At 42.7% G+C, this 26,520-nt stretch carries 26 protein-coding genes; 10 read left to right on the forward strand and 16 right to left on the reverse strand.

Features of this window, described 5'->3' with window-relative positions:
- Nucleotides 1-106: 106 nt before the first annotated feature.
- The 7 genes from JQM81_RS04715 to JQM81_RS04745 form a co-directional block, all read right to left on the reverse strand.
- Nucleotides 107-823 carry an acyl-[acyl-carrier-protein] thioesterase gene (locus JQM81_RS04715; protein ID WP_235232384.1) on the reverse strand — a complete coding sequence of 239 codons (717 nt, stop codon included), beginning with the start codon at nucleotides 821-823 and terminating at the stop codon, nucleotides 107-109.
- Nucleotides 807-1,994, reverse strand: a complete 1,188-nt coding sequence (locus JQM81_RS04720; protein ID WP_235232385.1) for a cation diffusion facilitator family transporter — start codon at nucleotides 1,992-1,994, stop codon at nucleotides 807-809. Before JQM81_RS04720 ends, JQM81_RS04715 begins: the two co-directional genes overlap by 17 nt.
- Before the next feature lie 21 nt (nucleotides 1,995-2,015).
- Entirely contained in the window at nucleotides 2,016-2,699 is a 684-nt protein-coding gene (gene spoIIR / locus JQM81_RS04725; RefSeq protein WP_235232386.1) for a stage II sporulation protein R, read from the reverse strand.
- Between the two features lie 64 nt (nucleotides 2,700-2,763).
- Nucleotides 2,764-3,441, reverse strand: coding sequence for a GntR family transcriptional regulator (locus JQM81_RS04730; RefSeq protein WP_235232387.1), 678 nt, complete (start codon nucleotides 3,439-3,441; stop codon nucleotides 2,764-2,766).
- Between the two features lie 3 nt (nucleotides 3,442-3,444).
- The gene (ispE, locus tag JQM81_RS04735; protein WP_235232388.1) at nucleotides 3,445-4,320 is read right to left on the reverse strand and encodes a 4-(cytidine 5'-diphospho)-2-C-methyl-D-erythritol kinase; all 876 of its coding nucleotides are present in this window, start codon (nucleotides 4,318-4,320) and stop codon (nucleotides 3,445-3,447) included.
- Nucleotides 4,321-4,353: 33 nt separating this feature from the next.
- Nucleotides 4,354-5,913, reverse strand: a complete 1,560-nt coding sequence (locus tag JQM81_RS04740; protein WP_235232389.1) for a DUF3794 and LysM peptidoglycan-binding domain-containing protein — start codon at nucleotides 5,911-5,913, stop codon at nucleotides 4,354-4,356.
- 11 nt (nucleotides 5,914-5,924) lie between these two features.
- Nucleotides 5,925-6,332 carry a protease complex subunit PrcB family protein gene (locus JQM81_RS04745; protein ID WP_235232390.1) on the reverse strand — a complete coding sequence of 136 codons (408 nt, stop codon included), beginning with the start codon at nucleotides 6,330-6,332 and terminating at the stop codon, nucleotides 5,925-5,927.
- Nucleotides 6,333-6,449: 117 nt separating this feature from the next.
- On the opposite strand from JQM81_RS04745, the gene malQ reads away from it, so the two are divergent.
- Both malQ and JQM81_RS04755 read left to right on the forward strand, forming a co-directional pair.
- Nucleotides 6,450-7,958 (forward strand): 4-alpha-glucanotransferase, encoded by a 1,509-nt coding sequence (gene malQ / locus JQM81_RS04750; protein ID WP_235232391.1) that lies wholly within the window; start codon nucleotides 6,450-6,452, stop codon nucleotides 7,956-7,958.
- Between the two features lie 33 nt (nucleotides 7,959-7,991).
- Entirely contained in the window at nucleotides 7,992-8,726 is a 735-nt protein-coding gene (locus tag JQM81_RS04755; RefSeq protein ID WP_235232392.1) for a lysophospholipid acyltransferase family protein, read from the forward strand.
- A gap of 20 nt (nucleotides 8,727-8,746) precedes the next feature.
- On the opposite strand, the gene JQM81_RS04760 is transcribed toward JQM81_RS04755, so the two are convergent.
- Nucleotides 8,747-9,343, reverse strand: coding sequence for a YcxB family protein (locus JQM81_RS04760; RefSeq protein WP_235232393.1), 597 nt, complete (start codon nucleotides 9,341-9,343; stop codon nucleotides 8,747-8,749).
- Nucleotides 9,344-9,513: 170 nt separating this feature from the next.
- Between JQM81_RS04760 and JQM81_RS04765 the strand changes: the two genes are divergently transcribed.
- Genes JQM81_RS04765 through JQM81_RS04780 form a run of 4 tightly spaced genes read left to right on the forward strand, consistent with a single transcriptional unit; the run spans nucleotide 9,514 to nucleotide 14,283 of the window.
- The gene (locus tag JQM81_RS04765; RefSeq protein ID WP_235232394.1) at nucleotides 9,514-10,968 is read left to right on the forward strand and encodes a nicotinate phosphoribosyltransferase; all 1,455 of its coding nucleotides are present in this window, start codon (nucleotides 9,514-9,516) and stop codon (nucleotides 10,966-10,968) included.
- 30 nt (nucleotides 10,969-10,998) lie between these two features.
- Nucleotides 10,999-12,069 carry a D-alanine--D-alanine ligase family protein gene (locus JQM81_RS04770; RefSeq protein WP_235232395.1) on the forward strand — a complete coding sequence of 357 codons (1,071 nt, stop codon included), beginning with the start codon at nucleotides 10,999-11,001 and terminating at the stop codon, nucleotides 12,067-12,069.
- Between the two features lie 17 nt (nucleotides 12,070-12,086).
- Nucleotides 12,087-13,460: a UDP-N-acetylmuramoyl-tripeptide--D-alanyl-D-alanine ligase gene (locus JQM81_RS04775; protein ID WP_235232396.1), complete on the forward strand. Its 1,374-nt coding sequence runs from the start codon at nucleotides 12,087-12,089 to the stop codon at nucleotides 13,458-13,460.
- A 13-nt stretch (nucleotides 13,461-13,473) separates the two neighbouring features.
- Complete coding sequence (locus JQM81_RS04780) at nucleotides 13,474-14,283, forward strand: Cof-type HAD-IIB family hydrolase (RefSeq protein WP_235232397.1); 810 nt, start codon at nucleotides 13,474-13,476, stop codon at nucleotides 14,281-14,283.
- A gap of 71 nt (nucleotides 14,284-14,354) precedes the next feature.
- Here JQM81_RS04780 and JQM81_RS04785 read toward each other — a convergent pair whose 3' ends face one another.
- Complete coding sequence (locus tag JQM81_RS04785; protein ID WP_235232425.1) at nucleotides 14,355-15,263, reverse strand: radical SAM protein; 909 nt, start codon at nucleotides 15,261-15,263, stop codon at nucleotides 14,355-14,357.
- A 201-nt stretch (nucleotides 15,264-15,464) separates the two neighbouring features.
- Here JQM81_RS04785 and JQM81_RS04790 point away from each other — a divergent pair, with 201 nt between their 5' ends.
- A complete protein-coding gene (locus tag JQM81_RS04790; RefSeq protein WP_235232398.1) occupies nucleotides 15,465-16,454 on the forward strand; it encodes a DegV family protein in 990 nt (329 codons plus the stop codon).
- Here the strand turns inward: JQM81_RS04790 and JQM81_RS04795 are convergent.
- From JQM81_RS04795 to JQM81_RS04815, 5 genes are all read right to left on the reverse strand, one after another.
- Entirely contained in the window at nucleotides 16,429-17,517 is a 1,089-nt protein-coding gene (locus tag JQM81_RS04795; RefSeq protein ID WP_235232399.1) for a dihydrodipicolinate reductase, read from the reverse strand. The two genes, JQM81_RS04790 and JQM81_RS04795, sit on opposite strands and share 26 nt — an antisense overlap.
- A gap of 103 nt (nucleotides 17,518-17,620) precedes the next feature.
- Nucleotides 17,621-18,454, reverse strand: a complete 834-nt coding sequence (locus tag JQM81_RS04800) for a MerR family transcriptional regulator (RefSeq protein WP_235232400.1) — start codon at nucleotides 18,452-18,454, stop codon at nucleotides 17,621-17,623.
- Between the two features lie 18 nt (nucleotides 18,455-18,472).
- Nucleotides 18,473-18,955, reverse strand: coding sequence for an HD domain-containing protein (locus JQM81_RS04805; protein ID WP_235232401.1), 483 nt, complete (start codon nucleotides 18,953-18,955; stop codon nucleotides 18,473-18,475).
- Between the two features lie 103 nt (nucleotides 18,956-19,058).
- Nucleotides 19,059-20,828 (reverse strand): molecular chaperone DnaK, encoded by a 1,770-nt coding sequence (gene dnaK / locus JQM81_RS04810; protein WP_235232402.1) that lies wholly within the window; start codon nucleotides 20,826-20,828, stop codon nucleotides 19,059-19,061.
- 287 nt (nucleotides 20,829-21,115) lie between these two features.
- Complete coding sequence (locus JQM81_RS04815) at nucleotides 21,116-21,988, reverse strand: DUF6282 family protein (protein ID WP_235232403.1); 873 nt, start codon at nucleotides 21,986-21,988, stop codon at nucleotides 21,116-21,118.
- 242 nt (nucleotides 21,989-22,230) lie between these two features.
- Between JQM81_RS04815 and JQM81_RS04820 the strand changes: the two genes are divergently transcribed.
- Together JQM81_RS04820 and JQM81_RS04825 are read left to right on the forward strand one after the other, a co-directional pair.
- The gene (locus JQM81_RS04820; protein ID WP_235232404.1) at nucleotides 22,231-22,854 is read left to right on the forward strand and encodes a TetR/AcrR family transcriptional regulator; all 624 of its coding nucleotides are present in this window, start codon (nucleotides 22,231-22,233) and stop codon (nucleotides 22,852-22,854) included.
- 33 nt (nucleotides 22,855-22,887) lie between these two features.
- Nucleotides 22,888-23,862: a cation:proton antiporter gene (locus tag JQM81_RS04825; RefSeq protein ID WP_328282591.1), complete on the forward strand. Its 975-nt coding sequence runs from the start codon at nucleotides 22,888-22,890 to the stop codon at nucleotides 23,860-23,862.
- A gap of 136 nt (nucleotides 23,863-23,998) precedes the next feature.
- Here JQM81_RS04825 and JQM81_RS04830 read toward each other — a convergent pair whose 3' ends face one another.
- A complete protein-coding gene (locus JQM81_RS04830) occupies nucleotides 23,999-24,799 on the reverse strand; it encodes an alpha/beta fold hydrolase (protein WP_235232405.1) in 801 nt (266 codons plus the stop codon).
- Nucleotides 24,800-24,901: 102 nt separating this feature from the next.
- Between JQM81_RS04830 and JQM81_RS04835 the strand changes: the two genes are divergently transcribed.
- Nucleotides 24,902-25,537: a 4'-phosphopantetheinyl transferase family protein gene (locus JQM81_RS04835; RefSeq protein WP_235232406.1), complete on the forward strand. Its 636-nt coding sequence runs from the start codon at nucleotides 24,902-24,904 to the stop codon at nucleotides 25,535-25,537.
- Here JQM81_RS04835 and JQM81_RS04840 read toward each other — a convergent pair.
- Entirely contained in the window at nucleotides 25,494-26,504 is a 1,011-nt protein-coding gene (locus tag JQM81_RS04840) for a phosphate acyltransferase (protein WP_235232407.1), read from the reverse strand. The genes JQM81_RS04835 and JQM81_RS04840 overlap by 44 nt on opposite strands.
- Nucleotides 26,505-26,520: the final 16 nt, after the last annotated feature.

Here is a 26,520-nt window from a genome sequence, read left to right on the forward strand (position 1 = left end):
AGCCCCATTCCTCCCATTTGAGGATATAAGACTCGTCGCTTTTGCCTGGTCAAATAATTATCTATTACATCCACCTTTTCCATCAAAGACTGATTCCTTCCGTATTTTATTTTAATTCCACTACTGCATAAGGTTTCCCTTTTTCATTGCATAATTCAATCACGGTACGATCTTCTTCATAAGCTGTCCTTGGACAGATTACATCTCCATATACCGCAGACTTCTTATATTCTACTCTGAGCTGCCGAACTTCCATTGGTTCCTTCAGTACTTCCAGTGCCATCTGCACATACTGACAGTTGTTCACATGCTCATTGGTATCAATATGATATTTTCTTACCGGAAATGGTGTATTCTCTATTGTCTCTTTCGGAAGATTGATCTTCCTCGGCGCATATTCCATTTCTAATGGCTCCTCTGATCCATAGAGTGCGATTTCTTGTTCATCCGGCTTTACAGGCCTGCCTTTCTCCATATCCATGTACACCCATACAGAATTCGCATATGCCACATTCTGCTTTCCTGCATCCTGCATACAAAAATTACGAATCCCATACAGCCCCTGAAACTCGGTCGCCCAGGTGCTGACACTTACTGGCTCTCCCATCATCGGATAACGCTCTACAATCACTTGCCAGGCCGATAGAATCCATGCTCGTTTATGTTTTGCACAGTAATCAATCCCTACCCCGAGACTCTCCGAATGAAAGGTACTGCAATCCTGAAAATAATTAATAATTCCCGGCAATGTAATCCGCTTCGTATGATCTACTTCACTGAATCGGATTCTGCTTTCAAATGTATACTTATGATTCTTTTGCACTGGCTACATAACTCCTTTCCAACGTAATGACACACTGATATCTGTGATCAACAATCTGCAGAAGCTTAATCAATGTCATACGCAATTCATCCTGCTTCTTCTTGTCATATTCAAATGGTACAACCATGTCGAAGATCAGATTCACCTGTTCTTTTCCATCAACCATACGGAAATCATGAATAGAAACCGCAGGATCCAAAGCTTCCAGCGTCTGTTCTACCTGCTCCCGGACTTGTAATACATACGTATCCTTTGTCTCAATCGGATCCATATGGATGACCAGAAAGATTCCCAGATTCTTGATTGCATCTCTCTCAATCCGGTCAATAATCTCATGCGACACTTCAATATCCACATCGTTCGGTACTTCTGCATGAATAGATGCCATACTTCTCCCCGGTCCATAATTATGTACGATCAGATCATGACTTCCGACAATTTCATCATAACCCTCTACGAAATTCGTAATTCTCTCATATTCTTCCGGATCTACCGCTTCTCCGATCAATGGTTCCAATGTATCTCTCGCAATTCCAACTCCGGCCCACATAACAACCAATGACACGCCAATTCCCACAAAGCCGTCAATATTAATGCCCGTAACTTTCCAAAACAGAATCGCCAGAATGGTCGCAGATGTGGTGATAACATCTCCCATGGCATCTGCCGCCGTTGCCAACATAACTTTGGAATTGATCTTGTTGCCTAATGTTCTATTAAAATACCCCATCCATAATTTTACCCCAATGGACAAGATCAGGATAATAATCGATACCAGCTGAAATTTTAACTCTTCTGGTTCGCGTATCTTTCCAATCGAATCCTTAAAAAATGTAAATCCAACCTGAAGTACCAAAAATGCAACAATCAATGCCGCAATATATTCGATTCTTCCATGTCCAAAAGGATGGTCTTCATCTGCTGGCTTACTGGCCATCTTCACCCCGACCAGTCCGATGATCGAGGACCCTGCATCTGACAGATTATTAAATGCATCCGCCATAACTGCGATACTATGCAGGAAGAATCCGATCATCCATTTCACCGCAAATAAAAAAACATTACAAAAGATGCCTACCACACTCGCCAACACACCATAGGCGGTACGGACAGACACCTTTTCCGTCTCTTCGTAATTCTTTACAAAATGTCTTACTAAAAACTCAGTCATATAACTGCCTCCGTGTTTCTTCTATTTTTCTTCTGAGGCATCTCCGAAGAAAAACCATTTTATCTTAAAGTCTGAAGTGGCCGTGACCATCTCATATTCCTCAGCCGTCAGCGCCTTCTTTAATTCTTTTTTCCCATCTTCACTGACTACTGCACATGTTGCATTGGTAAAACATAAATTAGGATATAGAACGCACCACCAGTTATGACCTTCTGCCTCGCCCAATCTGATGCGAAGAGCCTCATACCACCCTTCCGGAAAGAGGACATCGCCATAACGCTTATCTGGGAAATAGCATGTTGTCACCTCTGCCTTTGCAAGGTAATCATATCCTTCTTTTTCAAGTACTTTATCGGCAACCTCTTCCAATTCTGTCAGATGTTGCTGCGCCCACTCCTTTGTTTTCTGTGCACTCATTTCTCCTTCCGTCTTATCAGACATACTCTCTTTCATATATTCCAACACCGCATCTCTGACTTGCAATTTCACCTTCTGATCTTCTTCACTGTCACTGTTCGCCAATACATGAAAACGGAACACTTCTTTCGCAAGCTGTTCCTGTGTCTGAGATACCTTAGCATTCACCTGCTCCATTCTATGACAGGAAAATGTAACGGTTATAATGAATGCAATACAGATTCCCAATATTGTACAGATCCACTGCTTGATTCTATATTTCGGATAAAATTCTCTGTGAAGATTCATATGTATCAGACCTCCTTCTATGTTATCAGAAGTGTTAACATATGAATCTTCATTTATTCAGATATTAATTATTTTTTGTGCGAATCAGATCCATTACCGCTGCAACCTGGTTGTCAATGTGTTTACATACGATCTCTGCCGCTTCTTTCTTCTGTTTCTTCTCAATACGGCGGATAATCTCTTCATGTTCCGCAAGCAGCTGGGAATATTTATCGGCTCTCTTCAGATACTCAATTCGATACCGATACATCTGTTCTCTAAGATTATTCAACAACAGTATTAATTTCTGATTATCCGTAGCAAGATATATGATATCGTGGAAACGTACATCTGCCTCCGCTATTTCTGTTATATCATTGCTCTTAAGAGTCTTCTTAAATTGTTCTGCTGCCTGCTCTAATTCTCTGATCTGCTCCTTAGTTATCTTATCACAAGTCAACTGAACAGCCAGTTCTTCCAGAGCTTTGCGCACTTCCAATACATCCCGGAGACTCTTTTCCGTGATATCTGCAACTTCTGCTCCTTTTCTTGGAATCATGAGCACCAGGCCTTCCAGCTCCAGCTTACGGATTGCTTCTCGAATCGGAGTACGGCTGACTCCAAGTTTATTCGCAAGCTGAATCTCCATCAAGCGTTCTCCCGGCTTTAACTCACCCCGCAGAATTGCCTGCCGTAACGTATTGAACACAACATCCCTTAACGGGAGATATTCATTCATATTGACTTGAAAATTCGTATCCATCTTCTATTTCCTCCTTGCATTGTGTATATTCGTCACATACACCTGCTTTGCCAATTGTAATTCTTTTATCTTAGATGCTGCATTTTTCGCCCGTTGCTTATCATCGTATATTCCAAAAACAGTCGGGCCACTTCCACTCATCATAGCATTCAACGCACCATTATCCTTCATCACACTCTTGATTTCTTCTATGACCGGATATTCTTCTATGGTCACTTTCTCTAACACATTTCCCATACAAGAAGCGATCTGCTGCAAATCCTGATTCTCCAGTCCATGAAGAATTCCATCGATATCTGGATGTTCCTGAATCTCATGAGCATCTAACTTCTCATATACCATCTTTGTAGATACACTAATCGGTGGTTTTGCAATCAATATATAACATTTCGGCATATCTGGAAGCGGGGTCAGGATTTCTCCGATTCCTTCCGCCAGCACGGTTCCCCGCATAATACAGTAGGGAACATCTGCTCCCAGCGTCACACCACGTTCCATCAACTCTTTCTGCGATAATCCCAGAGAAAACATCTGATTGATCCCGAATAAAACTGTCGCTGCATTGGAACTGCCGCCGGCCATTCCTGCTGCAACCGGAATATGCTTATCCAGCGTAATCTTCACACCCTCTGAAATCTGAAATTCTTCCATTAATAAGTTTGCTGCCTGATATGCAAGATTATTCTCATTTACCGGGAGATAAAAAAGATTGGTCGACAATTGAATCCCTGGCTCTTTCGTCCTTTCTATCTTAATCTGATCATAGAGATAGACCGTCTGCATAACCATCCTTACATCATGATATCCATTATCTCTCCGCCCCAGAACATCAAGCCCCAGATTAATCTTTCCCAGTGCCTTTAACTCTAATTTATCCATATGTTTTCTCCTTGTATCTTGTATACAGTGTTCTTATAGTATACTCATATTTTCTTTAAAAATCAATATCTTATCCCCTGATTTTATCTCCTCAGTCTCCAAATCATTGACTTCCATAATTCCTTGCACTGTTGTATGATAACGTTTCGCCAGATCCCACAGAATATCCCCGTCACGGACTGTATAGCCTGTAATTCCCGGGCGTTTCTCCATTTCTTCCATATCAATAGGTTGAAACTCTATTTCTTCTATATTCTGAATCATTACCGGGCTCTTCAAGAAGCTGTTGAATGCAAGCACTGCCTTAATCTCAATCTCATCAGTTCCCAAAAGGCTAACGGAAAGTTGTTCCACCGCATAGGTGAGTCCATAGGTCATATCTTCGGAAGTCTCATTGCTCTCCAGAAGATATGAAAACGGAATCATACCCTGCCATGTATCAAATGGAATCTCATCATCTGTTTTGACATACAGAAAACAGATATGAAGCACACCTTCAATCTGAATTCCTCCTTCTGTTACCTCCGTATGCTCTACTTGAATTCTGGCGTTGCTATGGCAGATCTGAAGGATATTATCTTTGATCTCTGGGAGCGAGAGTTGCTCGGTCACTTTACATTTCGAATGGTTCTGCATCAGAAGGCGTTCGAAGATCTCTTCTGACAGTTTTGGCACACAAGTCTTCTCCAGGGAATATGTATCCGTAAGAATGTCCATTTTTTCCTCTTCATAGACAATCAGTCGCACTTCCAATGTCGCTTCTACTCCAATCAGCCTCATCTCTCCATCTTCATCCATACGAACATCAATATTCACATCCGTCAATTCTGGATATATCTGATGATACATGGAATCTTCTGCTCCATAACATTCAATTCGTCCTTCATAGGGGATAGCCTGTTCCACCCAGTCTGTCTTCCCATCCACAGTCTCATAAAGGCAAAACAGCAGTAGTTCTCCTTGCATCTTCAATTCATCTGTCTCAAGTCGAGTATCTAATTTTCTGCTGGAAAGTTCTGTCCAGAGCAGTGTGCCGATATTTTCCTTTGTTCCACTTAATGCGGCCTCTTCCTTAATACGGTATGTATCTTTTTTCGTCAGGAATGCCCGAAGAAGCTCCCGATTCTCATATCTTTTATACAGTGGAGTATCACTCTCTATATCTACGGTAAGCTCATTTTCTTTCTTTCCTTCCGAACAGATGGTAAGTTCTGCCAGTGTTTTCAGATTCAGCTTTCTGGAATGAATAACCGTAACTGTCAGATCCACACTCGAAGATTGGACAAATAGATTCCCGATCGGCTCCTGCTCAAGATAGATCATTTCTTCAAATGGTATTCTTCCTTCAAGGCATGAAAGCCGATTTTCTCCCTCGTCCGTCACATACAGTACCTTAAAATTCAGTTTGCCGGATGCCCTTATATAATTTTCCACTACCTTCATGTCTTCTACATGTAAGGTTCCTTCCCCTAGTATCACTCGCTTCACATCACCCTTTGCATCTGGTACATTATAATCATCATCAATATAGAATTGATCTGTAATTGATTTTCCTGTCTGGTATGTCTGCATTTGTTTTGTCACATATTCCATGGTCAAGCCTCCTATCTGAATTCTACTTCTTTATCCGTATATTCCATTTTTATCACTACATAAGGACATGTCTTCTTCTTTAGAATCTTTTCTTCTTTTTCTGGTCCGAGAAGACTGGTCACTACACGGATTCCATTCTCAGTCTCATAACACTGCTCTACCTTCACACTATATCCAGTGGTATCCTGAACTCCATAACCTCTAGCTGCATACAGGTATCCTTTATCCCCATAAGTCAGCATCATCGGTTCTTCTTTTGATGCTTCAATCTCAGCCAGAAATTCTTCTGGTATCTCGTCGTGATCAAGCACAGTAAACTCAACATCTCGGAGTCTCTCTTCTTCCGTTTTTTTTACAGAACATGCCGTCAGAACCAACAATCCCAGTGACAGCAGAAGTATCTTACATATTTTTTTCATAATGCCCTCTTAACAGCATATCTTCTCTAACATCATACACAACAACGCTAGAAAAAATTCCAATTTTATAGTATAATAGTGAGTATTAATATGGAACACTATCGAAGGAGAACAACTATGAAAAACAACAAAAGACTATCTGGAATCTTGCTGCATCCCACTTCTTTTCCTTCTCCTTACGGAATTGGAGATCTGGGAGAAGTTGCCTATGAGTTTGTAGATTTTCTTGCAGAAGGAGGGCAGCATCTGTGGCAGATTCTTCCATTAACACCTACCGGATATGGAGACTCTCCTTATCAGAGTTTTTCAGCATTTGCCGGACAGCCGCTTTTAATCGCCCCTTCTCATCTGTTAAAACTTGGACTGATCACAGAGGCAGATCTGACAGATTGTCCGGTCTCAGATCCTGAGCACATTGATTATGGAAGTGTCATTCCATGGAAGCAGCAATTATTCAGAATTGCTTATGAACATTTTACAGATGGAACTTTTCACGATGAACAGTTTCTCTCTGACTTTAAACAATTTATAGAAGAACAGAATGAATGGCTGAATGACTATGCACTGTTTATGGCCTGTAAAGACGTACACAACGGAGCATGCTGGCTGGACTGGGCAGAAGAATACCGAATTCCGACCGAGGAATTCAGACAACACCTTCAAAGCACTTTGCATCATCAGATACAGTATTATCAATTTTTACAGTTTTTATTTTTTAAAGAATGGCTGTCACTGAAGTCTTATGCCAATGAACGTGATATTCAGATTATTGGGGACATTCCGATCTTTGTATCCATGGACAGTGCCGATGTATGGGCGAATCAGCACTTGTTTCAGCTGGACTCTAACGGCTATCCATTGAAGGTCGCCGGAGTTCCGCCGGATTATTTCTCCGCGACCGGTCAACTGTGGGGCAATCCGCTATATGCCTGGGATGCTCATTTAGAAGACGGTTTTACCTGGTGGATATCTAGGATCCGTCATCAGCTTCATTCTCTGGACATCTTAAGAATTGACCATTTCCGTGGTTTTCAGGCTTTCTGGGCGGTTCCTTATGGAGAAGAGACGGCTATCAACGGAGAATGGATCCTTGCACCAGGATATGAATTATTCCATGCAATCCAAGAGGCTTTAGGTGATGATCTTCCAATTATTGCAGAAGATCTGGGAATTATAACTGAAGAAGTAGAAGCACTTCGAGATGCATTCCATTTCCCTGGAATGAAAGTACTTCAATTTGCCTTTGATTCTCTGGGAGAGGGTTCTTACCTTCCGCATCAGTTCACTTCTCCTGACTGTGTCTGCTACACCGGAACCCACGACAACGACACTACGCTTGGGTGGTATCTGACTCTGAATCCGGACTGTCAGAAAAAAGTATGTCAATACACACGGAATAGAGATGTTGCTTATATCAGCCATGATCTGATCCGCACAGCGCTTGGAAGCATTGCACGCTATGCAATCTTTCCAATGCAGGATGTTCTTGGATATGGCTCATCCGCCCGAATGAATACACCAGGTAAAGCGTCCGGCAACTGGAGTTGGCGGTATAAAGAAGGGGTACTGAGTCAGGAATTAGCAGATGACCTGAAAGAAATGACACATTTATATGGAAGATATTAATGAAACACGCATCAAATTGGGAGGTTCATACAGATGATAAGGTTTCTACTTGTAGTATTATTTTTATTCCTGTATTTATTTTTGGGAATCCCGGTACTGGGCATTGAATGGATCATTGGAAAGTTCAACAAAAACTTGAGTGACTACCAGAGCCTTCGTCTGGTTCAATGGGCATTTAATGTAATTCTAAAGATCTCCGGTGTAGAAGTAACCGTAATCGGGGAAGAAAACGTACCGGATGAGCCCGTACTTTTTATCGGGAACCACAGAAGTTATTTCGATATTCTTCTTACCTATTCCCGATGCAGGCGCCTGACCGGATATGTTGCCAAAAAAGAGATGCTCCGTTACCCGCTTCTGCGCGACTGGATGAAACGCTTATATTGCCTCTTTCTGGATCGGGAGAATCCAAAGGAAGGTCTGAAGACAATTCTTCAAGCTATTGACTATGAAAAAAACGGAATCTCTATCTGCATCTTTCCAGAGGGGACTCGCAATGATGGCGAGGAACTAAGCATGCTTCCATTCCACAATGGTTCTTTTAAAATTGCAGAAAAATCTGGCTGTGCCATTGTTCCGATGAGTCTGAACAACACTGTCTCTATCTTTGAGGCTCATCTCCCATTTATTCGGAAGACACATGTAGTGTTAGAATATGGCAAACCAATCTATATGAAAGATATGGATAAAGAAACCAAAAAGCATATCGGAGAATATTGTCAGAATATTATCCAGGAAACAATTAATAAAAACCAGGCGCTTGTATAGCGTCTGGTTTTTTGGTTCATCTACTTTCCGTATTTTTTACTGTTCTCTTCGCGGGTCTCTGCCAATGCCTGTTTAAATATATCGGCTTTCATCTTCCATGACAACTTCAGTGGCTGGAAGATCTTCCCAGTCTTGTGCATAAAGAAATCGTAAAACCCTTCTGCATCTCCCAAAGTAAAATCGCCCTTTGGAATCATATGAAGATCATCATTATTTACATTAATATAAAAATAATTATCATCTGCATACATGAATTCGACTTCTCCATACTTAATCCTCTGCTCATCTCCTGCATCTGGATTATCTACCCGGAATTCACTCTCCCCAAAGATAAAATGAATCTCACTCTTCTTTTGATAATTGACATCCGCCTTTGCCAGCTTAGAAAATGCGATTCTCTTTCTTACTGCCGTAAAAGCTAATATAATCACGGCAATTACGGCAAAAATATAGGTCAGTACCGTTCCTTTTCCTAATGCTGCAAGTGTCAGACTGCAGATGGAAAGCACTACAAGTCGAAAAGTAATATGGATGTTCCTTGCCGCTTCGCGAAATGTAATGAAATCTTTTAACACTTGATCGGTATGTTTGGTTCTTACTTCATAAACTGGGGTCATATTTGACTTCTCCTTATATCTTCGTTCATATTAATACTTGTCTACCATTATAGTATGAATCCGCAATTTCCACAAGGACTACTTTTTCTTTTACATTTTCTTCATCTGGTGCTATAATATAGCGGAATATATTATTCATAACGGTTTGAAAAAAAGGAGTATGAAAAAGAATGAACAGACAAGATCTAACTTTGCTGACAGACCTGTATGAACTTACAATGATGCAGGGATATTATGCAAAAGGGCAAAATGAAAAAGTTATCTTTGACGTATTTTTCCGCCAGAACCCTTGCAACAATGGTTATTCTGTTTGTGCCGGATTAGATCAGGTCATTGATTACGTAAAAAATCTGAACTTCACTTATGATGATGTAGATTATCTGAGAGGTCTTGGAATATTCAGCGAAGACTTTCTCCACTACTTAAGCGGTTTTCATTTCAGCGGCGATATCTATGCAATTCCTGAGGGAACAGTTGTATTTCCAAAGGAACCTCTGTTAAAAGTCGTTGCACCTATCATGGAAGCTCAGCTTGTGGAGACTGCTATTCTGAATATCATTAATCACCAGTCTCTGATTGCTACAAAGGCATCCCGTGTTGTATTCGCTGCAAACGGTGACGGGATCATGGAATTTGGACTGCGAAGAGCGCAAGGACCAGATGCTGGTCTGTATGGTGCAAGAGCCGCAATCATTGGCGGATGTGTCGGAACTTCCAATGTTCTGGCAGGAAAGCTTTTTGACGTTCCAGTCATGGGAACTCATGCTCACAGCTGGATCATGAGCTTTCCAGATGAGTACACTGCTTTTAAAACTTATGCAGAGATGTATCCAGATAATTGTACACTGCTGGTAGATACTTATGATACCTTAAAATCCGGTGTTCCGAATGCAATTCGCGTATTCCGGGAATTCCGTGATGCAGGTAAGCCTTTTAAGAAATATGGCATTCGCCTGGACAGTGGTGACTTGGCCTACTTATCGAAAGAAGCACGCAAGATGCTGGATGCTGCAGGATTCACGGACGCAACCATCTGTGCTTCCAATGATCTGGACGAGTATCTGCTGCACGATCTGAAGATGCAGGGAGCCGCTATTAACTCCTGGGGTGTCGGTACGAACCTGATTACCTCCAAAGACAATCCTTCTTTTGGCGGTGTATACAAACTCGCTGCGATTCAGAATGAAGAAGGCGAATTTGTACCAAAGATTAAAATCTCAGAAAATACGGAAAAAATTACTAATCCTGGTAACAAGACAATCTATCGAATCTATGATAAAACAACTGGAAAAGTAAAGGCTGATCTCATCTGCTTTGTCGGAGAGACCTTCAACACCAATGAAGATATGCTTTTGTTCGATCCAATTGAGACTTGGAAAAAGACGAAACTTCCTGGCGGTTCCTACACCCTGAGAGAGATTCTTGTTCCAGTCTTTAAGAATGGTGAATGTGTCTATAAGTCACCTTCTGTGAAGGAGATTGCAGAATATTGTAAACGGGAGAAAAAGACACTTTGGGAAGAGACAAAACGTCTCTTTTACCCTCACAGAGTTTACGTGGATTTATCTCCGCGACTCTATGAAGTCAAGAAATCTTTATTGGATCAAATGAATATGACAGAATAAAAATGACAGTAAAAAAGGAGACCAATTTTTATGAAGATTATTGTATTAGCAGGCGGACTTAGTCCTGAACGCGATGTATCATTAATATCTGGTGCAGGGATCTGCAAAACTTTAAGAGAACAAGGACATCAGGCATTCTTACTGGATGTATATTTTGGATATCCTTATGATCCTCAGAAACTCGAGGAAGTCTTTGATCTTCCTGGAGCAGGTCTTGAAATTGCAGAAGGTATCAAGACCACTGCTCCTGATCTGGAAGCTTTAAGAAAATCACGTCCTGACCAGTCTGATTGTTATCTTGGTCCAAACGTCATTGAGTTATGCCGCATGGCAGACATCACATTTATGGGACTTCACGGTTCTGTTGGGGAAAATGGAAAATTGCAGGCAACTTTTGATATTCTGGGCATCAAATATACTGGCCCGAACTCCCTTGGATGTGCTGTATCTATGGATAAACTGCTCACCAAAGAGATCTACAAGACTGCCAAAGTTCCGACCCCTCGCGGGACCTCTCTTACTCCAAAGACCAAAGATACGCCTTTGGATAAGTTAGGATATTATCTTCCACTGGTGATAAAACCATGTTCCAATGGTTCCAGCATCGGTGTATACATCGTTCATACAGAAGAAGAATATCTCGATGCAATTCATCAGTCTTTTGATGTTGCTCATGAGGATGAAGTCATCGTTGAACCTTATATCAAGGGGCGTGAATTTGCCTGTGGAATTCTTGCCGGCAAAGCTCTCCCGTTAGTCGAAATCATTCCAAAAGATGGTGTCTTCAATTATGAAAATAAATATCAGACCGGTGGTGCTCAAGAGATCTGTCCACCGATATCTATTGATGAGGATACACAGGCACAGATACAGCGTGCCGGCGAAAAAGCATTCGAAGCACTACGTATGGATGTATATGCCCGTGCTGATTTTATTATCGATGATGCAGATGGTAAATTCTATTGTCTTGAGATGAATGGTCTTCCGGGAATGACTCCTGCCAGCCTTCTACCAAAAGCTGCCAAAGCTGCCGGCATCGAATATAGTGACTTGTGTATGAAGATCATCGAAGAATCTTTCAAAGCACGTTATAACAACTAGAAACGAGGAGATGCACTATGAAAAACCTCACTTTAAGAAATATTACCAAAGCTTGTCAGGGAACTTATCACGGAGATACTTCCATTCTAGATCAGGAAGTAGACGGTGTTGTGATTGACAGCCGTAAAGTTCAGCCCAATTATCTGTTCGTTGCTATTGATGGTGAAAGAGTCAATGCTCATAAATTCATTCCTGATACCATCGAAAAGGGGGCACTTTGTGTCGTTTCCCATGAAGATCTTGGAGACACAGACTATCCTTATATACTGGTTGAATCTACCGGACAGGCACTACTGGACATTGCCAAGTTATACCGTGATTCTTTTGATGTAAAAGTAATTGGTATCACCGGAAGTGTGGGAAAGACCAGCACAAAAGAAATGATTGCTTCTGTTGTAGCTCAAAAGTACAACGTTCACAAAACGATTGGCAATTTTAACAATGAGTGGGGACTTCCTATCACAATTTTCGAGATGAATGAAAGTCATCAGGTAGCAATTCTGGAAATGGGAGTCAATCACTTTGGAGAGATGCGCCGTCTTTCTTCTGTTGCAAGCCCGGATATCTGCGTGATTACCAATATCGGAGTCGCACATCTGGAATTCTTCAAGACAAGAGAAGGAATCCTTCAGGAAAAATCACAGATGATTCAGGACATGAAAGATGGCGGTACGATCATTCTCAATGGAGATGACGATCTCCTGTCTCGAGTAGGACCAATCAAGGGGGTAGCACCTATATTCTTTGGTCTTGATGAGGATAATCAATTCTATGCTGACCAGATTCAGCCATTGGGATTACGAGGAACTTCTTGTACAATTCATCTCCCAGACGATACTTCTTTTGAATGTATCGTTCCGCTTCCCGGAAAGCATATGATCTTCAATGCTCTTGCCGGAACTGCCGTTGGATATACATTAGGACTTACTCCGGAAGAAATCAAAGCCGGAATTGAAGGTCTTCCTTCTATCCCAGGGCGCAATAATATCATCAAGACAGACCGGATGATTATTCTGGACGACTGTTACAATGCTAACCCGATATCCATGAAAGCATCCATTGATGTATTGGATATGGCCATTGGCCGCAAGATTGCTGTGCTTGGTGATATGGGTGAGCTAGGCGAGAAAGCAGGAGAACTTCACCGTGAAGTCGGAGAATATGCAGCTTCTCACGGAATCGATCTGGTGTGTGGAATCGGAGACCTTTCGAAAGAACTGGTCGATGGCGCTTTAAAAACTGCTTCTTCCACAGAAGGATTATGGTTTGCTACGAAAGCAGACTTTTTGAATGCAATCAGGGACATCATAAAAGATGGTGACAACATTCTTGTAAAGGCATCCCATGGCATGAATTTCCCTGAGATTGTAGATGCCTTAAAAAACATATAGCAGGAGTACTATTATGAGTTATCAGATTCTTGCATTGGACTTAGATGGCACACTAACCAATTCCAAAAAAGAGATTACAAAACCAACCTTAGATGCATTGATTGAGATACAAAAAGCCGGAAAAAAAGTAGTTCTTGCCAGCGGACGCCCTACAAATGGCGTTCTTCCACTGGCAGAACAGCTTCATCTGGCAGATTACGGCAGCTATATTCTGTCTTTTAATGGAGGTCGTATTACGGATTGCCGCAGCAAGGAAATAGTCTACAATAAAGTCTTACCCGATAACGTTGCGGAGCCAATATTCCATATTGCAAAAAAATATGCCGGAATAGATATTATCGGCTACACTCCAGATCGTTTACTCTCTGGTATCAGACCGAATCAATACAGTGAACTAGAATCACACATTAATCATATGCCGATTGAAAGGGTTGAAGATTTTCCTTCACACATTACAGAACCAACGAATAAGATTCTGATCACGGGAGAACCTTCCATAATTCAAAGAGTCAAGGATGAAGTATGCGATTATTTCCACTCCTATCTGAGTATCTATTGCTCGGACCCTTTCTTTTTGGAAATTATGCCACGTGGAATTGATAAAGCGCACTCTCTGCTGCGGCTACTGACGAGTATCGGTCTAACTACAGATGAGATGATCTGCTGCGGCGATGGCTACAATGACCTGACTATGATTGAAGTTGCAGGTCTTGGCGTTGCCATGGCAAATGCACAACCGGATGTATTGGAAATTGCAGATTACATTACCAAATCCAATGATGAAGATGGAGTTCTGCATGTCATCAATCAGTTCATGCGTTAAAATTCATAAACAGAGTTTTTATAGAATAGAATAACAGGCGAAAAATCATCTCTGGTTTTTCGCCTGTATGATTATACGCCCGTCTCATCAAATTCAGGGATAAAGCTGTCCGACGCCACTTCACCTTCCTGTATAAATCCGTATTCAACACCGATCTCGAGTGCATAATCCACTACTTTTTCATATTCACGTTTTGTAACCTTTCGCTTTAAAAGGGAATCTTCTGCCACTTGAGGCATTGGGGTATACTGATTCATGATACTGATCATAATCTGATCTCCATACGTTTCATATAAATATCGGATTACTTTTTTTGAATCTCTAACATGCCCCGGAAGCACCAGATGCCGAACTATCACACCCTTTTTCATCAATCCGGTAATCTCATCCACATCAGGGCTTCCTACCTGTCTCACCATCTCTTGTAACGCTTCTTTGGCATATTCAGGATAATCCAATGCATGAGAATATTCCTGTGCCAGTTCCGGCTCCATATACTTAAAATCAGGCAAGTAGATATCCACGTACCCTTTCAACATCTGAAGTGTCTCTACTTTCTCGTATCCACTGGTATTATACACTACGGGAAGTCTAAGCCCTCGCTCTTTTGCCAGATCTAAAGCATCTATGATCTGTGGAACATAATGCGTTGGTGTCACCAGGTTAATATTATTCGCACCTTGCCCCTGAAGCTCCAGAAATATCTCTGCCAGACGTTCCACACTGATCTTCTTTCCGACCTCATTTCTTGCAATATGATAATTCTGACAAAAAACGCATCCCATATTACATCCAGCGAAAAAAACTGTTCCTGATCCATCTTTCCCTGAGATACAGGCCTCTTCCCACATATGCAGGGCTGCCCTTGCCACAACAACATCTGCCGTTTCTTTACAATAACCTTTTTGTCCCATTACACGATTCACATGACATTGCCTAGGACACAAAGTACAATCTTCAAGTCTGGAATCCTTTCTCATCTGCAAATTTACTCTCCTATCAGTTACTTTGGACATACATTCCTCTGATTATTATAACATAAAAACAATTATGACTGAACCATTCCAATTTATTTGTCATAATATTCGCAGACTCTTGACCTAGTTGTAAAAACTATGTATCATGTTATTGATTGTATTATTTTAAAGCATTAATATTATACACCCGAGAGGAGATTCCCAATGAATCCAATCATTCTTGTTGCAGAGACCGGTTCTGATCTGACACCAGAACTTGCCTCTCAATATAATATCAAAATTGTTCCGATGCACGTCTCTTTTGACACAGAGACCCTCGATGACGGATCATTTCCTGTTGAGAAAATCTGCGATTACTACCATGATACTCGTAAGCTTCCCAGAACCAGCGGATGTTCACCGGAAGATTTTATTACAACTTTTGATGAGATTCACGAGCAATATCCAGACTCTCAGATTCTATATCTTGCATATTCTGCAGTGACCACTTGTTCCTATCAAAGTGCACTCATTGCTGCGCAAGACCGTGATTACGTCACTGCAATCGATACCAAGCAAGTATCCATCGGACAAGCTGCTGTCGTGACTGCTGTCGCTAAGCTTCTCAAGGAACATCCCGAGATGACTATTGAAGAGGCTGCAGATGCTGCCAGAGAACTTCTTTCACGGGCAAAAATGTGTTTCCTTCCAGATAATCTGGAATTCCTGCGTGCCGGCGGCCGTGTCAGCAACGCTGTCTGTCTTGGAAGCCGCATCTTAAACATTCATCCATGTATTGAAATCCTGGATGGCAAACTCGTAGCCACGAAAAAGTACCGGGGAAAGATGAAAAAAGTAGTCCGACAACTTATTGAAGACTATTCCGACAGCTACCGTCTGGAGCGCGACGTTCTGTGGATGTATATACGATCGGCCTGCAGGATGAGATACGTGCCGCTGCCGAAGAGACGGCCAAAGCATGCGGATTTAAAGAAATACACTGGATTCAGGCACAGGGCGTTATTACAACCCATGGCGGTCCTGCAGCTTTTGGAATTGCCGGATTTTCAAGCATTTCCTGATAACCAAAAAGGAAGTGTAAATCATCATGATATCTACATAAAAAAAGGCCATTGCACTATGGATGAATATCATCTATGGTGCAACGACCCTTTATTTCATTCTGTATTTACTTTGTCTTTACATACTCATTGATTGGTCTCAGCATATATTCGTTATATGGGAACTGATCTGTTGTAACATAACCTGCCGGTGCATCGATCAGCTGTGCAATGCGGTTGACCAGTGTTGCACAGGTAAGTTCAACGGTCGCCGGACGATTGACGATACTTGTTGTATTCGGTTCTCCATACAACGTCCATTCATTCTTATCATATTCTTCCGGTGCATATACCTTGCCGACACATTCCGTCTCCAGAGTAATTCCCTCTGCTGTCTCTGTCGTTACAATCGCACGCATTCCTGTCGCATCACCGGCTTTGATCGTAGCGCCCAGTGTCTTAGATTCCAGGTCTGTCGGCCATGTGCATGGAACACATTTCTGCGTCTGAGAAGTAATGGTAAGTCCAAGCTTGCTTGCAAGCCATCCATTCTGGTTCCACATATACGACGGAACGTATTCTCCACTTTCAACCTTTTCCTTAATCTCCTCAGATGACCACTTATTACAAGTTGCAATCTTCTCTTCAAACTCATCCAGAGGAAGTCCTGCTCCATGGCCCTCTGCCAGTGCTATTCCATAATCTTCTACATCATACCAGCTGCTGCCTACAATCTTCTTTACCTGGAAAGAAGAACCCATCAGATTCGTGACCATGGTGCCCCAGAAAAGGTCACAGTAGCCAACACCTGTAAGTGTACATCCACCTTCTTTTGCAAGTGCATCCAGCTTCTTCGTCAATGCAGGTGAAGAATTCCACGGATATAATGCTTCTTCACAGGTTGTAATTGCATTTACCCCGTGCTTTGCACAGATGGTAAAGATATCTTCCAGCTCTGCCACCGTGCTGCGGGTGGCAATGATGCATACATCCGGCTTTAACTCTCCAATGATTCGATCAGCATCTGCTGCCGGAGAAACGCTTACTCCAACAGCTGGATATCCATTTCCAATGATCTCACTGACATCCTTGCCAAACACTGCCGGATTCATATCGAATGCTGCCAGCAGTTCACATCCCTTTTCCATCGCATAGCGCATAAGCCAGCGGCTCATTCTTCCACATCCATACTGTACATACTTAACTTTACGATTCATACTGATACCTCCTATGATAATCTCATTTTTCGTTCCTTTGTTATATTATTATCATAGTGGTTATTGTTGGTATAAAGTCAATACTTTTTCATTAAAAATTCAGCTATAAAATAACCGGAATCTGAATCTTACTGAATATGTGTCGCTTTTTTTCTTCCAGAACCGGGAAATCTATGATTGCCTCGCAAAGATAATCTCCGACGATCTGATATCCCATATCTTCTATATATGCGAGCAATGTCCTTGCGTTTTCCGCTTCCTGGGAAAAATCACTGGAACACATACATACATAAGTCGCAGCCGGAACCCTTTCGCAATCTTTTATATCTATACGTTCATCCACAAACAGAAACACTTCCTTAGAGGTAAGCCTCCCAAACTTCAGATCCTCTTTACGGATAATCGTTCCGATATTGCAGAATAATGACAGCGGAATATCGTGGCTTACAAGATGCTGTTTTAACTGGCGCAGCATATACTCATATCCTGCCTCATCCTGCTCAAAAAAATCCTGTTCACATTCACACCTGTAGATCTGCCTTTCTGACTGATACTCCAGGAATATCTGTCCGTTCTTCGGCAGCGCTTCGTATCGCTTATAGTTATCCAGTACCCGGTTCAGGGAGCTCTTTACCCTGGTCAGCTGCTGAAGACGCTCTTCAATGTCCTTCGACTGCATCTCCAGTTTCTGCCGGATCACATCCGCATCATCATTTTCCAGCATATCCTTGATCTGCTTTAATGTCAGTCCGTACCGTTTCATATTCTGGATCAGGTCGATTCTTGCCGACTGCAGGATGTGATAATAACGATATCCGCTTTCCGGATCCACCTCCTGTGCTTTGAGCAGCCCCTCCCTGTCATACAAGCGCAGGGTCTGCTCAGATATATGATTCAATTGTGCCATCTGTCCGATTGTTAATCTCTGTAAATCCATTGTAAAACCTTATCCTTACTATAATGTTTTATATACCTTTAATCTACATAACAGAGGCATCATCGTCTCACTAAGCGCACAGATCTTATCAGCGGCACACACGATCCAAGCTTCTTTAGTACTAGGTGGTATTGGAGTCAGAGGAAACATATGACAGTAGATCATATTTCTTTCTGTTTCCGTAAGCTGAAATTCCTTGTCTGCATTTTCCAGGGCTCTCCTGGGATGTGTAAATCCATGAAACCGATGACTTCTGTCCTTTACATGCCAGTCATATAAGAAATAATCATGCAGCAATGCACCTCTGATCAGGGCATAGTAATCTACATCGAGATGATATTTTTCTGCAATCTTACAGCTTACACAGGCAACATTGATACTATGCTGAAAAATCGTTGTTACTCCATGCTGATAGTATCTTCGTTCCATACCAAGTCGGCTCTCACCCTCCAACTTCTCTGCCAATTGAAGAACCTGCAATTTTCTTCTGTTCACAGACATCCACTCCTTCTGCTAAGATTACGGTTCCGTGTCTTTCAGATCGTCTCCATAGACACCTTCATCATAGCAGAAATCATCGGGAATGAAAAGTCTCTCGCCAGGATCAATTTCCATAATGCAGAATGCCTGCGCTGGAGCGTTCCAGGTTCTCTTTAGCCTGGCGAATATTGACCACTTCTGTTTCTGTTACTTTGTCCACTCTAAGATTTGACAATAATTTGGAAAGTGCGTTCATGTCACCCTTTATCTGCTTCTTCTGTGCTTTCTCAATCTGCTTACCTCCGGCTTTCAACGCTCTTTGAGTCTCTCCCAGAAGCTTCTGGGCATCTCCTGACAGTTCAAGGGCTTCCTTTCGCAGGTTATCCTGTCCTGCATATTGCTGTGCATCGCGCATTGCCTGCTCAATCTCAGCATCTGACATACGGTCGTCTGCCGTGATGGTAATGGACTGTTCCTTACCGGTGTCCAGATCCTTCGCAGATACCTTCAGGATACCGTTGGCATCAATATCAAATGTTACTTCAATCTGAGGAACTCCGGCCGGAGCGCGGCGGATTCCCTTCAGACGGAATTTTCCGATGGATTTATTATCCTTTGCCATCGGACGTTCTCCCTGAAGGACATGAATCTCTACATCTCTCTGGTACGGTGCTGCCGTTGAAAAGATACGGGAATAACGGGTCGGCAGAGTAGAATTCCGTTCTACCAGCTTTGTTGCCACACCTCCTACCGTTTCTATGGAAAGGCTAAGCGGCGTAACATCCAGAAGGAGCAGATCTTTTCCTGTGCCTGCTGCTACCAGAGAATTCCCCTGCAAAGTACTTCCGAGAATAGCCGCACCCATAGCGACACATTCATCCGGGTTGATATTTTTCGAAGGTTCCTTTCCAGTGAGGAGCCGCACCTTCTCCTGCACTGCCGGGATTCTTGTCGAACCTCCCACCAGCAGGACACGGCTAAGATCCGATGCAGAGATCTTCGCATCCCTCAGAGCATTCTGTACCGGTCCTGCAGTACATTCAATCAGGTCACCGACCAGTTCCTGGAATTTCGCACGTGAAAGTGGCATCTCCAGATGGACCGGCTCTCCCTTTGCCTGGGTCAGATAAGGCAGTACAATATTCGTAATCTCCGCTGTTGACAGTTCTTTCTTTGCCTGCTCTGCCGCTTCACGGATCCTCTGCATTGCCGCAAAATCTCTGCTCAAGTCAATCCGATTCTGCCGCTTGAATTCTTCGGCCAGCCAACGGGTAATCCTTTCATCAAAATCATCTCCACCCAGATGATTATCTCCTGCCGTGGCAAGGACTTCGATGATTCCGTCACCAATCTCAATGATAGAGACATCAAAGGTTCCGCCGCCCAGATCGTAGACCATGACCTTCTGTGCCTCACCATGATTCAATCCATAAGACAGGGCTGCACTGGTAGGCTCATTGATGATTCGCTTCACATCTAGCCCAGCAATCTTCCCTGCGTCCTTGGTAGCCTGCCTTTGAATATCATTAAAATACGCAGGAACCGTAATGACTGCCCCTGCAACCTCTTCTCCCAGAAATGCTTCCGCATCTTTTTTCAGCTGCATCAGTACCATCGCACTGATTGTCTGTGGCTTATAGACCATTCCGTCTATCTTTGTGCACCAGTCGGTTCCCATGTGTCTTTTCACAGAACTGATAGTACGATCCGGATTCGTAGCCGCCTGCCGCCTGGCCGTATCCCCTACAAGCCACTCTCCATTTTTGGCAAATGCGACCACGCTCGGTGTTGTCCGGCTTCCCGAACTGTTCGGAATAATGACGGGCTGTCCATTCTCAATGACAGCCACACAACTATTGGTAGTTCCCAAGTCGATTCCTATTACTTTGCTCATGATAATCTCTTCACCTTAACCCTTCAAAATCAATCAAAATATCTTCTAGATATTACATATCACAAATCCTGAAAAGCAAAACGAAAAGTTCACTTAACTTTATAAAAAATATATTAATTTCAGACAATTCTCAAAAACCAGGGCATCCGTTTTTTGACCGATGCCCCTATTGTTATCCTCAATTTAGTTATTCACCTGGCTTGCTAGTTCAACACAATCGCATTGATAAAAGCCGCAACCATTCTGGAAATTACTAATCCACTGAATTCATCCAAGCATCAACTGGATTATTCCAACAGTTCTCTGGGATTTGCCACAATCATCTGCCGGATATCCCCGGCAGAGATACCAGATTCATGCAGTTTTTCAACAAACTGCTTCATTCCTTCTTCCGGATCCGGGCTTTGTATCTGGCCCAGATCCGAAGACAAGAGTATATGCCCCGCGCCTGCATGACGGATACTTTCCAGAATCTCTTCCCAGTCACAGAGATGATAATAAGGCGTATAGTAACAATGCTCCAGCATGGCACCACAAGCCAGATATTCTCTCTGCAGTTCTAACTCTGCCCTCGTAACAGGGAAAGATACATGACTTACAATGGATCTGCGAATTCCCATATTCGATGCTGCTCTTAACAGAGCAAGACTTTCAAATGGCGCAAGATGCCCCGTTGCAAGAATCATATCCTGCTCCCGAATCTGTTGCAATACCGGATATACTTCCGGTATCAATTCCTGACTCTCATTTAGGATCCGAATCTTCTCACGACAATTCCGTTGCTCATTCTCTACACCCAGATGTCCTTTCTGGTGCGACCTCTGATAATCTGCGTCCTGATACGCATCAACCGTCGGGAACCAGACAATCCGACCGCCCATCTTTCCACAGGCATAGACCGCAGCTTCATTCAATCCTCCGACTGCGTGATTCAGCACAATTCCTCCATAAACCTTTATCGAAGGGAACTCTTCCGATACAGTAGCTGCCCTTGCTGCAGTATCCCCTTGATGACATTTACAGACAAATCCATCCATTCCTGCTGCCTGATACTTCTTTGCCAGCTGGATGTCGGTATACTTTCTTGGTACAAGATCCGGAGCTGTGTGCACATGCAGATCTATCGCTCCCTGAATTAACATTTCTCCTGTCTCCGACATAAATCTATCCTCCCGATGCTGATGAAAACGTTACGTTGATTTTCACTGATATCATAACAATACACCTATTCAGGTCTTCTGTAAAATAGCAAATTCTCTTTTCACTACTCGGTCAATCATATTGACCATCTGGTCTGTTTGTGATATTCTATAAAACAGACTTATTGGTTTGTTTTTAAACCCATTAGTAAATAACATTCTCAATATGCTTGAATATTAAGCCTAACAGGAGGTCAGGATATATGAAACGCGAAGAAAAAAGCGCCTTATCCAGGCAGCGAATTCTGGATGCTGCTACAGAAGAGTTTTCCCAAAAAGGCTATGAAGGCGCATCCCTAAATACTGTCTGGGCAAAAAAAGGCATCTCCAAAGGAATTATTTATCATCATTTTAAGGATAAAGATGAGCTGTACCTGTTCTGCGTGGAAGCTTGCTTTCGCAGATTTACCTCTTTCCTGCAATCTACAGCAGATAATCTGACCGGCACAGCTAGCGAACGTTTTCAGGAATATTTTAATGCCAGACTTCGGTTCTTCTCAGACAACCCAGAACAGCTCGGGATCTTTATTGATGCCTCTTTTCGTTCTCCAGAAAAGCTCAGGCCTCAGATTGCCCAGATACGTCAGCCTTTTGATTCGCTGAATATTGCAGTACTTACGGAGCTCCTCAAAAGTGAGCCCCTGCGCCCGGGTCTTTCTGTGGATCTGGTGGCAGATGATTTCCGAATGTATATGGATTACTTTAACCTGCACTACAAAATAGATTCTCATGGGACTTATGAACAAGATGATATTCTTCGAGAACACGAAGAAACATGCCGTCGTCAGTTGGATATTCTGCTATACGGCGTATTAGATATTAGATAATAATCAATCATAGAAATGACAGGAGGAATGGAAATGAACTTATCTCTCTATATATTAAGATGGATCTGCACACTGGCAGTTGCGTTTCTTGCTGGAAAATTAATTACAAAACTTCGAATGCCCTCTATCTTAGGATGGCTGATCACTGGAATGCTTCTCGGTCCAAATGCCGCCGGTCTTCTGCCACAGGAAGTCATGAATTCCGAATGGTATAAATTAATCATTACCTGGATGCAGTGCGCTTTTGGGCTGATGCTTGGAACCGAACTGATCTGGGCAAAAATCAAAGCATACGGAAAAGCATTGATTGTCACAACTCTGACACAGTCCCTCGGAACATTTGCTTTTGTCTCCTTCCTGTTTGCCATTGTATTCTCGCTCTCCGGAGTACCCGTCTATCTGGCATTTGCATTCGGAGGCATCGCCCTTGCAACAGCTCCTGCACCTGCACTTTCTATCGTACAGGAATTCCACACACACGGAGCTGTAACAGACACATTGCTTCCAATGGCAGTCCTGGATGATATCGTTGGAATTGCCGTCTTCTTCACCGTCAATTCCTTCATCGCCCGTGCGGTCTCCGGTGGTTCTGTTCCACTGTATATGATTCCAGTCATGATCTTCTTACCAATCATCATCGGAATTGCCACTGGATGGATTGCCGGACTTTTCCTGAAGAAGAATCCCGGAAAAGCAGGAACCCTGATCAGCCTTTTACTTGGCATCACCGCCACAGCTGCAATCGGCCTCTTCTGCAATACAACAGTATTTACGAATATTACTTTAAACTATATGCTGATGGGTGTATCTTTCTCTGCCGTATTCTCTAATATGATCCCAGAAAAGCAGCTTCAGAATCTGGTCGACTGGTTCCATCCGATCCTTGTTGCCCCATTCCGGAGTATCTCTGGTCTTCACCGGAATTATCTGCTCCGTCCTGGCTGTCTCCGAGCCCGAACTTGCAGTCATCGTGAAAGGAACCATCGCAGCTGCAGCCGTCATCAATGAGATTATTGCTGTGATTGCGGCAAAGAAAGGATTCGAGCTGGCAGGGGAAATCACGACTGCGTAAATATAATACTCCAGCTCCAGATCAATGCCAATATGCAATGACATTCTATTCATGAAGATATAAGTACGAACCTTAATCCGCTGTTATTTTTAAAGTTCCCAGAACACAGATTGCGAACTCCAGAGGCAGATCATACGGAAGATTGTGACCTCCCGGATATATGACAACATGCTTTTCTATCTGCTCTGCCAGACGGTATGTCTCTTGCACATATACGGTATTCCCACTTCTTTCTCCGACTGCCAGTGTAATCCTGTCTGCCTTTTCATGCATCTTCTCTAAATCAGGCTGATACTGAAGTAAGCCCGGGACTTCCTTTGTAAATGCATATTCAACATTATCCAATTCGCGAAGAGATACTTTCTCTGATTTCTTCGGACTTCTCGGATCCGGCGAACCTATATGCTCAGAAAAACGAAGCAACACCATATTGTATTTCTTTCTTTCAATCAAATGTGATGTCTCCGTTACCCAATTTCGAAATTCAATATCTTCCCTTAGCATATGCCCTATCATTGCAGGTTCATACATAATTAAGTGTCTGACTCTTTCAGGATATTCCTGCAGGAAGTACTGTCCTATGACTGCTCCTGCACTTGCCCCTGCTATCGTAACTTTCTCAATACCCAGGGCATCCAGAAGTCCCAGAATATCCTCTGCCTGATCCTCCATATGAAATTCCGGACATTCTTCACATTTACTTCTCGAATATCCTCTTCGATCATAACAGATTACCTGATAATATCGAGATAATATTTTCGCAGTCTGTTCATATAATTCTGCATCAACGATCACACCATGAATAAGTAATAACGGCTCTCCTTCCCCGTAAATTTCATAAAAAAGTTTTCCATAATCTCTTTGCAAATACATGTCAATTCACCGCCATTTCACATCTAAAAATTATACTACTATATTTTTTTCTTCCAAAGGTCTATAATACACACAGAACCAACATCCAAAGGAGGAAAACACATGCCTGCCATCTACTACTCATACTATACACCAATCTCTGATTCCATCTCTGACGTCAACAGGCAGGAACACGAACTTGGGCGAACACTTCTTATTCAAGGGATTCGAGATCTCTTTCAGATTCCTCTGACGCGCGATGAAATCAATACAATTCTAACACCAGATATCAACGGCAAACCCTATCTTCCGGATTATCCAGAAATCTGTTTCAACATCACTCACTGTAATCAACTGGTCGCATGCGCATTCCACAACAGACCAATTGGCATTGACGCTGAATGCCCTGGATATTTCCCCGAAGTTTTGATTAACCGCGCATTATCTGAAAGGGAAAAATGCTTCCTTCACTCCAACGGTGATGACATTCCCCAAAAACAGGAATGGTTTTATCGCCTATGGACATTGAAAGAAGCATATGTGAAAAAAATCGGAATTGGTGTCGATACCAACCTTACAGATTTCTCTTTTTCCTTTATTAACGATAAGGATGAATTGTCTGTCATCTGTTCAGACTCCTCCGTTTCCTGCTATCAGACGCAATTGTCACATGGACAGATTTTGTCCGTCTGCTATGAAGATAACGGAGAGCCCATTAAGCTCGTTTCTTGCTCTCAGCTGCACGAACTGCAGAGATAACGACATTTCCTTTAATCTCAGATACCGGTGCTCCTCTGGAACAATCACATACAATACTGTTAAATCCCTGGAGCATTGGTCCGTATGCATTCGCATGACCAAATTGCTGAATCAGCTTCACTGCTGTATTTCCAACATTCAGATCCGGCCAGATCAATACATTAGCTTTTCCGGCAACTTTGCTTTCACGCTTTACTTTCTTCTCTGCAACTGCAGGGACGATTGCTGCATCCAGCTGGAATTCTCCATCGATCGCCAGATCCGGACGAAGCTCATTTGCAATCTTTAACGCCTCTGTAACCTTGTCAATCAGTTCGCCCTGACCGCTGCCAAGTGTAGAATAGCAAACCATTGCACATCTTGGTTCCCATCCCAGAAGCTCCTGCACGGTATCACACGCAGAGATGGCAATACTGGCCAGCTGCTCGGCACTTGGATTCGTGCAGACTGCACTGTCACCTACCGCCAGAAGAGAACCTTCACTTCCTTCATATCCCGGAATATCAGCAAGTCCGATACTGGAAATTGTACTGATTCCCGGTTTCATGCCAATAATCATCTGACCTGCCAAAAGCACGTCACCTGTTGTATTGTCGATTCCTGCAAATGTAACATCTGCTTCGCCAACTCTCTGCATAGCCATTGCATAATACAATGGATCCTGCATACGCCTTCCAAGCGCCTTCTCTTTGAAAATGGTTCCCGGCTGTTTCACATATTCACTGATGATTTTATTCGTATACTCTTCATCATGGATATCCACAAAAGTAAATACAGATGGGTCGTATCCTCTTTCTTTGGCAAGCTTTTTCAGTTCTTCTGCATTGCCCACAAGTAACGGAATGATGTATCCTTCTTTTCCAGTCTCATAAGCTGCCTGCATCATTTTCTCATTTGCAGCCTCCGGAAATGCTACCTTCTGCGGATTTTCTTTTGCCTTCGCATAAATCTGCTCAAGTACATTCATGAGTTTTTCCTCCATA

This window comes from Faecalicatena contorta, from assembly GCF_021531895.1.
Classification (GTDB): domain Bacteria; phylum Bacillota; class Clostridia; order Lachnospirales; family Lachnospiraceae; genus JAFBIX01.

What these genes read in the sequence shown, in the direction of transcription:
- JQM81_RS04720 (WP_235232385.1), bottom strand. Translation starts at nt 1,994, where the DNA reads ATGACTGAGTTTTTAGTAAGACATTTTGTAAAGAATTACGAAGAGACG.
- spoIIR (WP_235232386.1), bottom strand. Translation starts at nt 2,699, where the DNA reads ATGAATCTTCACAGAGAATTTTATCCGAAATATAGAATCAAGCAGTGG.
- JQM81_RS04730 (WP_235232387.1), bottom strand. Translation starts at nt 3,441, where the DNA reads ATGGATACGAATTTTCAAGTCAATATGAATGAATATCTCCCGTTAAGG.
- ispE (WP_235232388.1), bottom strand. Translation starts at nt 4,320, where the DNA reads ATGGATAAATTAGAGTTAAAGGCACTGGGAAAGATTAATCTGGGGCTT.
- JQM81_RS04740 (WP_235232389.1), bottom strand. Translation starts at nt 5,913, where the DNA reads ATGGAATATGTGACAAAACAAATGCAGACATACCAGACAGGAAAATCA.
- JQM81_RS04745 (WP_235232390.1), bottom strand. Translation starts at nt 6,332, where the DNA reads ATGAAAAAAATATGTAAGATACTTCTGCTGTCACTGGGATTGTTGGTT.
- malQ (WP_235232391.1), top strand. Translation starts at nt 6,450, where the DNA reads ATGAAAAACAACAAAAGACTATCTGGAATCTTGCTGCATCCCACTTCT.
- JQM81_RS04755 (WP_235232392.1), top strand. Translation starts at nt 7,992, where the DNA reads ATGATAAGGTTTCTACTTGTAGTATTATTTTTATTCCTGTATTTATTT.
- JQM81_RS04760 (WP_235232393.1), bottom strand. Translation starts at nt 9,343, where the DNA reads ATGACCCCAGTTTATGAAGTAAGAACCAAACATACCGATCAAGTGTTA.
- JQM81_RS04765 (WP_235232394.1), top strand. Translation starts at nt 9,514, where the DNA reads ATGAACAGACAAGATCTAACTTTGCTGACAGACCTGTATGAACTTACA.
- JQM81_RS04770 (WP_235232395.1), top strand. Translation starts at nt 10,999, where the DNA reads ATGAAGATTATTGTATTAGCAGGCGGACTTAGTCCTGAACGCGATGTA.
- JQM81_RS04775 (WP_235232396.1), top strand. Translation starts at nt 12,087, where the DNA reads ATGAAAAACCTCACTTTAAGAAATATTACCAAAGCTTGTCAGGGAACT.
- JQM81_RS04780 (WP_235232397.1), top strand. Translation starts at nt 13,474, where the DNA reads ATGAGTTATCAGATTCTTGCATTGGACTTAGATGGCACACTAACCAAT.
- JQM81_RS04785 (WP_235232425.1), bottom strand. Translation starts at nt 15,263, where the DNA reads ATGAGAAAGGATTCCAGACTTGAAGATTGTACTTTGTGTCCTAGGCAA.
- JQM81_RS04790 (WP_235232398.1), top strand. Translation starts at nt 15,465, where the DNA reads ATGAATCCAATCATTCTTGTTGCAGAGACCGGTTCTGATCTGACACCA.
- JQM81_RS04795 (WP_235232399.1), bottom strand. Translation starts at nt 17,517, where the DNA reads ATGAATCGTAAAGTTAAGTATGTACAGTATGGATGTGGAAGAATGAGC.
- JQM81_RS04800 (WP_235232400.1), bottom strand. Translation starts at nt 18,454, where the DNA reads ATGGATTTACAGAGATTAACAATCGGACAGATGGCACAATTGAATCAT.
- JQM81_RS04805 (WP_235232401.1), bottom strand. Translation starts at nt 18,955, where the DNA reads ATGTCTGTGAACAGAAGAAAATTGCAGGTTCTTCAATTGGCAGAGAAG.
- dnaK (WP_235232402.1), bottom strand. Translation starts at nt 20,828, where the DNA reads ATGAGCAAAGTAATAGGAATCGACTTGGGAACTACCAATAGTTGTGTG.
- JQM81_RS04815 (WP_235232403.1), bottom strand. Translation starts at nt 21,988, where the DNA reads ATGTCGGAGACAGGAGAAATGTTAATTCAGGGAGCGATAGATCTGCAT.
- JQM81_RS04820 (WP_235232404.1), top strand. Translation starts at nt 22,231, where the DNA reads ATGAAACGCGAAGAAAAAAGCGCCTTATCCAGGCAGCGAATTCTGGAT.
- JQM81_RS04825 (WP_328282591.1), top strand. Translation starts at nt 22,888, where the DNA reads ATGAACTTATCTCTCTATATATTAAGATGGATCTGCACACTGGCAGTT.
- JQM81_RS04830 (WP_235232405.1), bottom strand. Translation starts at nt 24,799, where the DNA reads ATGTATTTGCAAAGAGATTATGGAAAACTTTTTTATGAAATTTACGGG.
- JQM81_RS04835 (WP_235232406.1), top strand. Translation starts at nt 24,902, where the DNA reads ATGCCTGCCATCTACTACTCATACTATACACCAATCTCTGATTCCATC.
- JQM81_RS04840 (WP_235232407.1), bottom strand. Translation starts at nt 26,504, where the DNA reads ATGAATGTACTTGAGCAGATTTATGCGAAGGCAAAAGAAAATCCGCAG.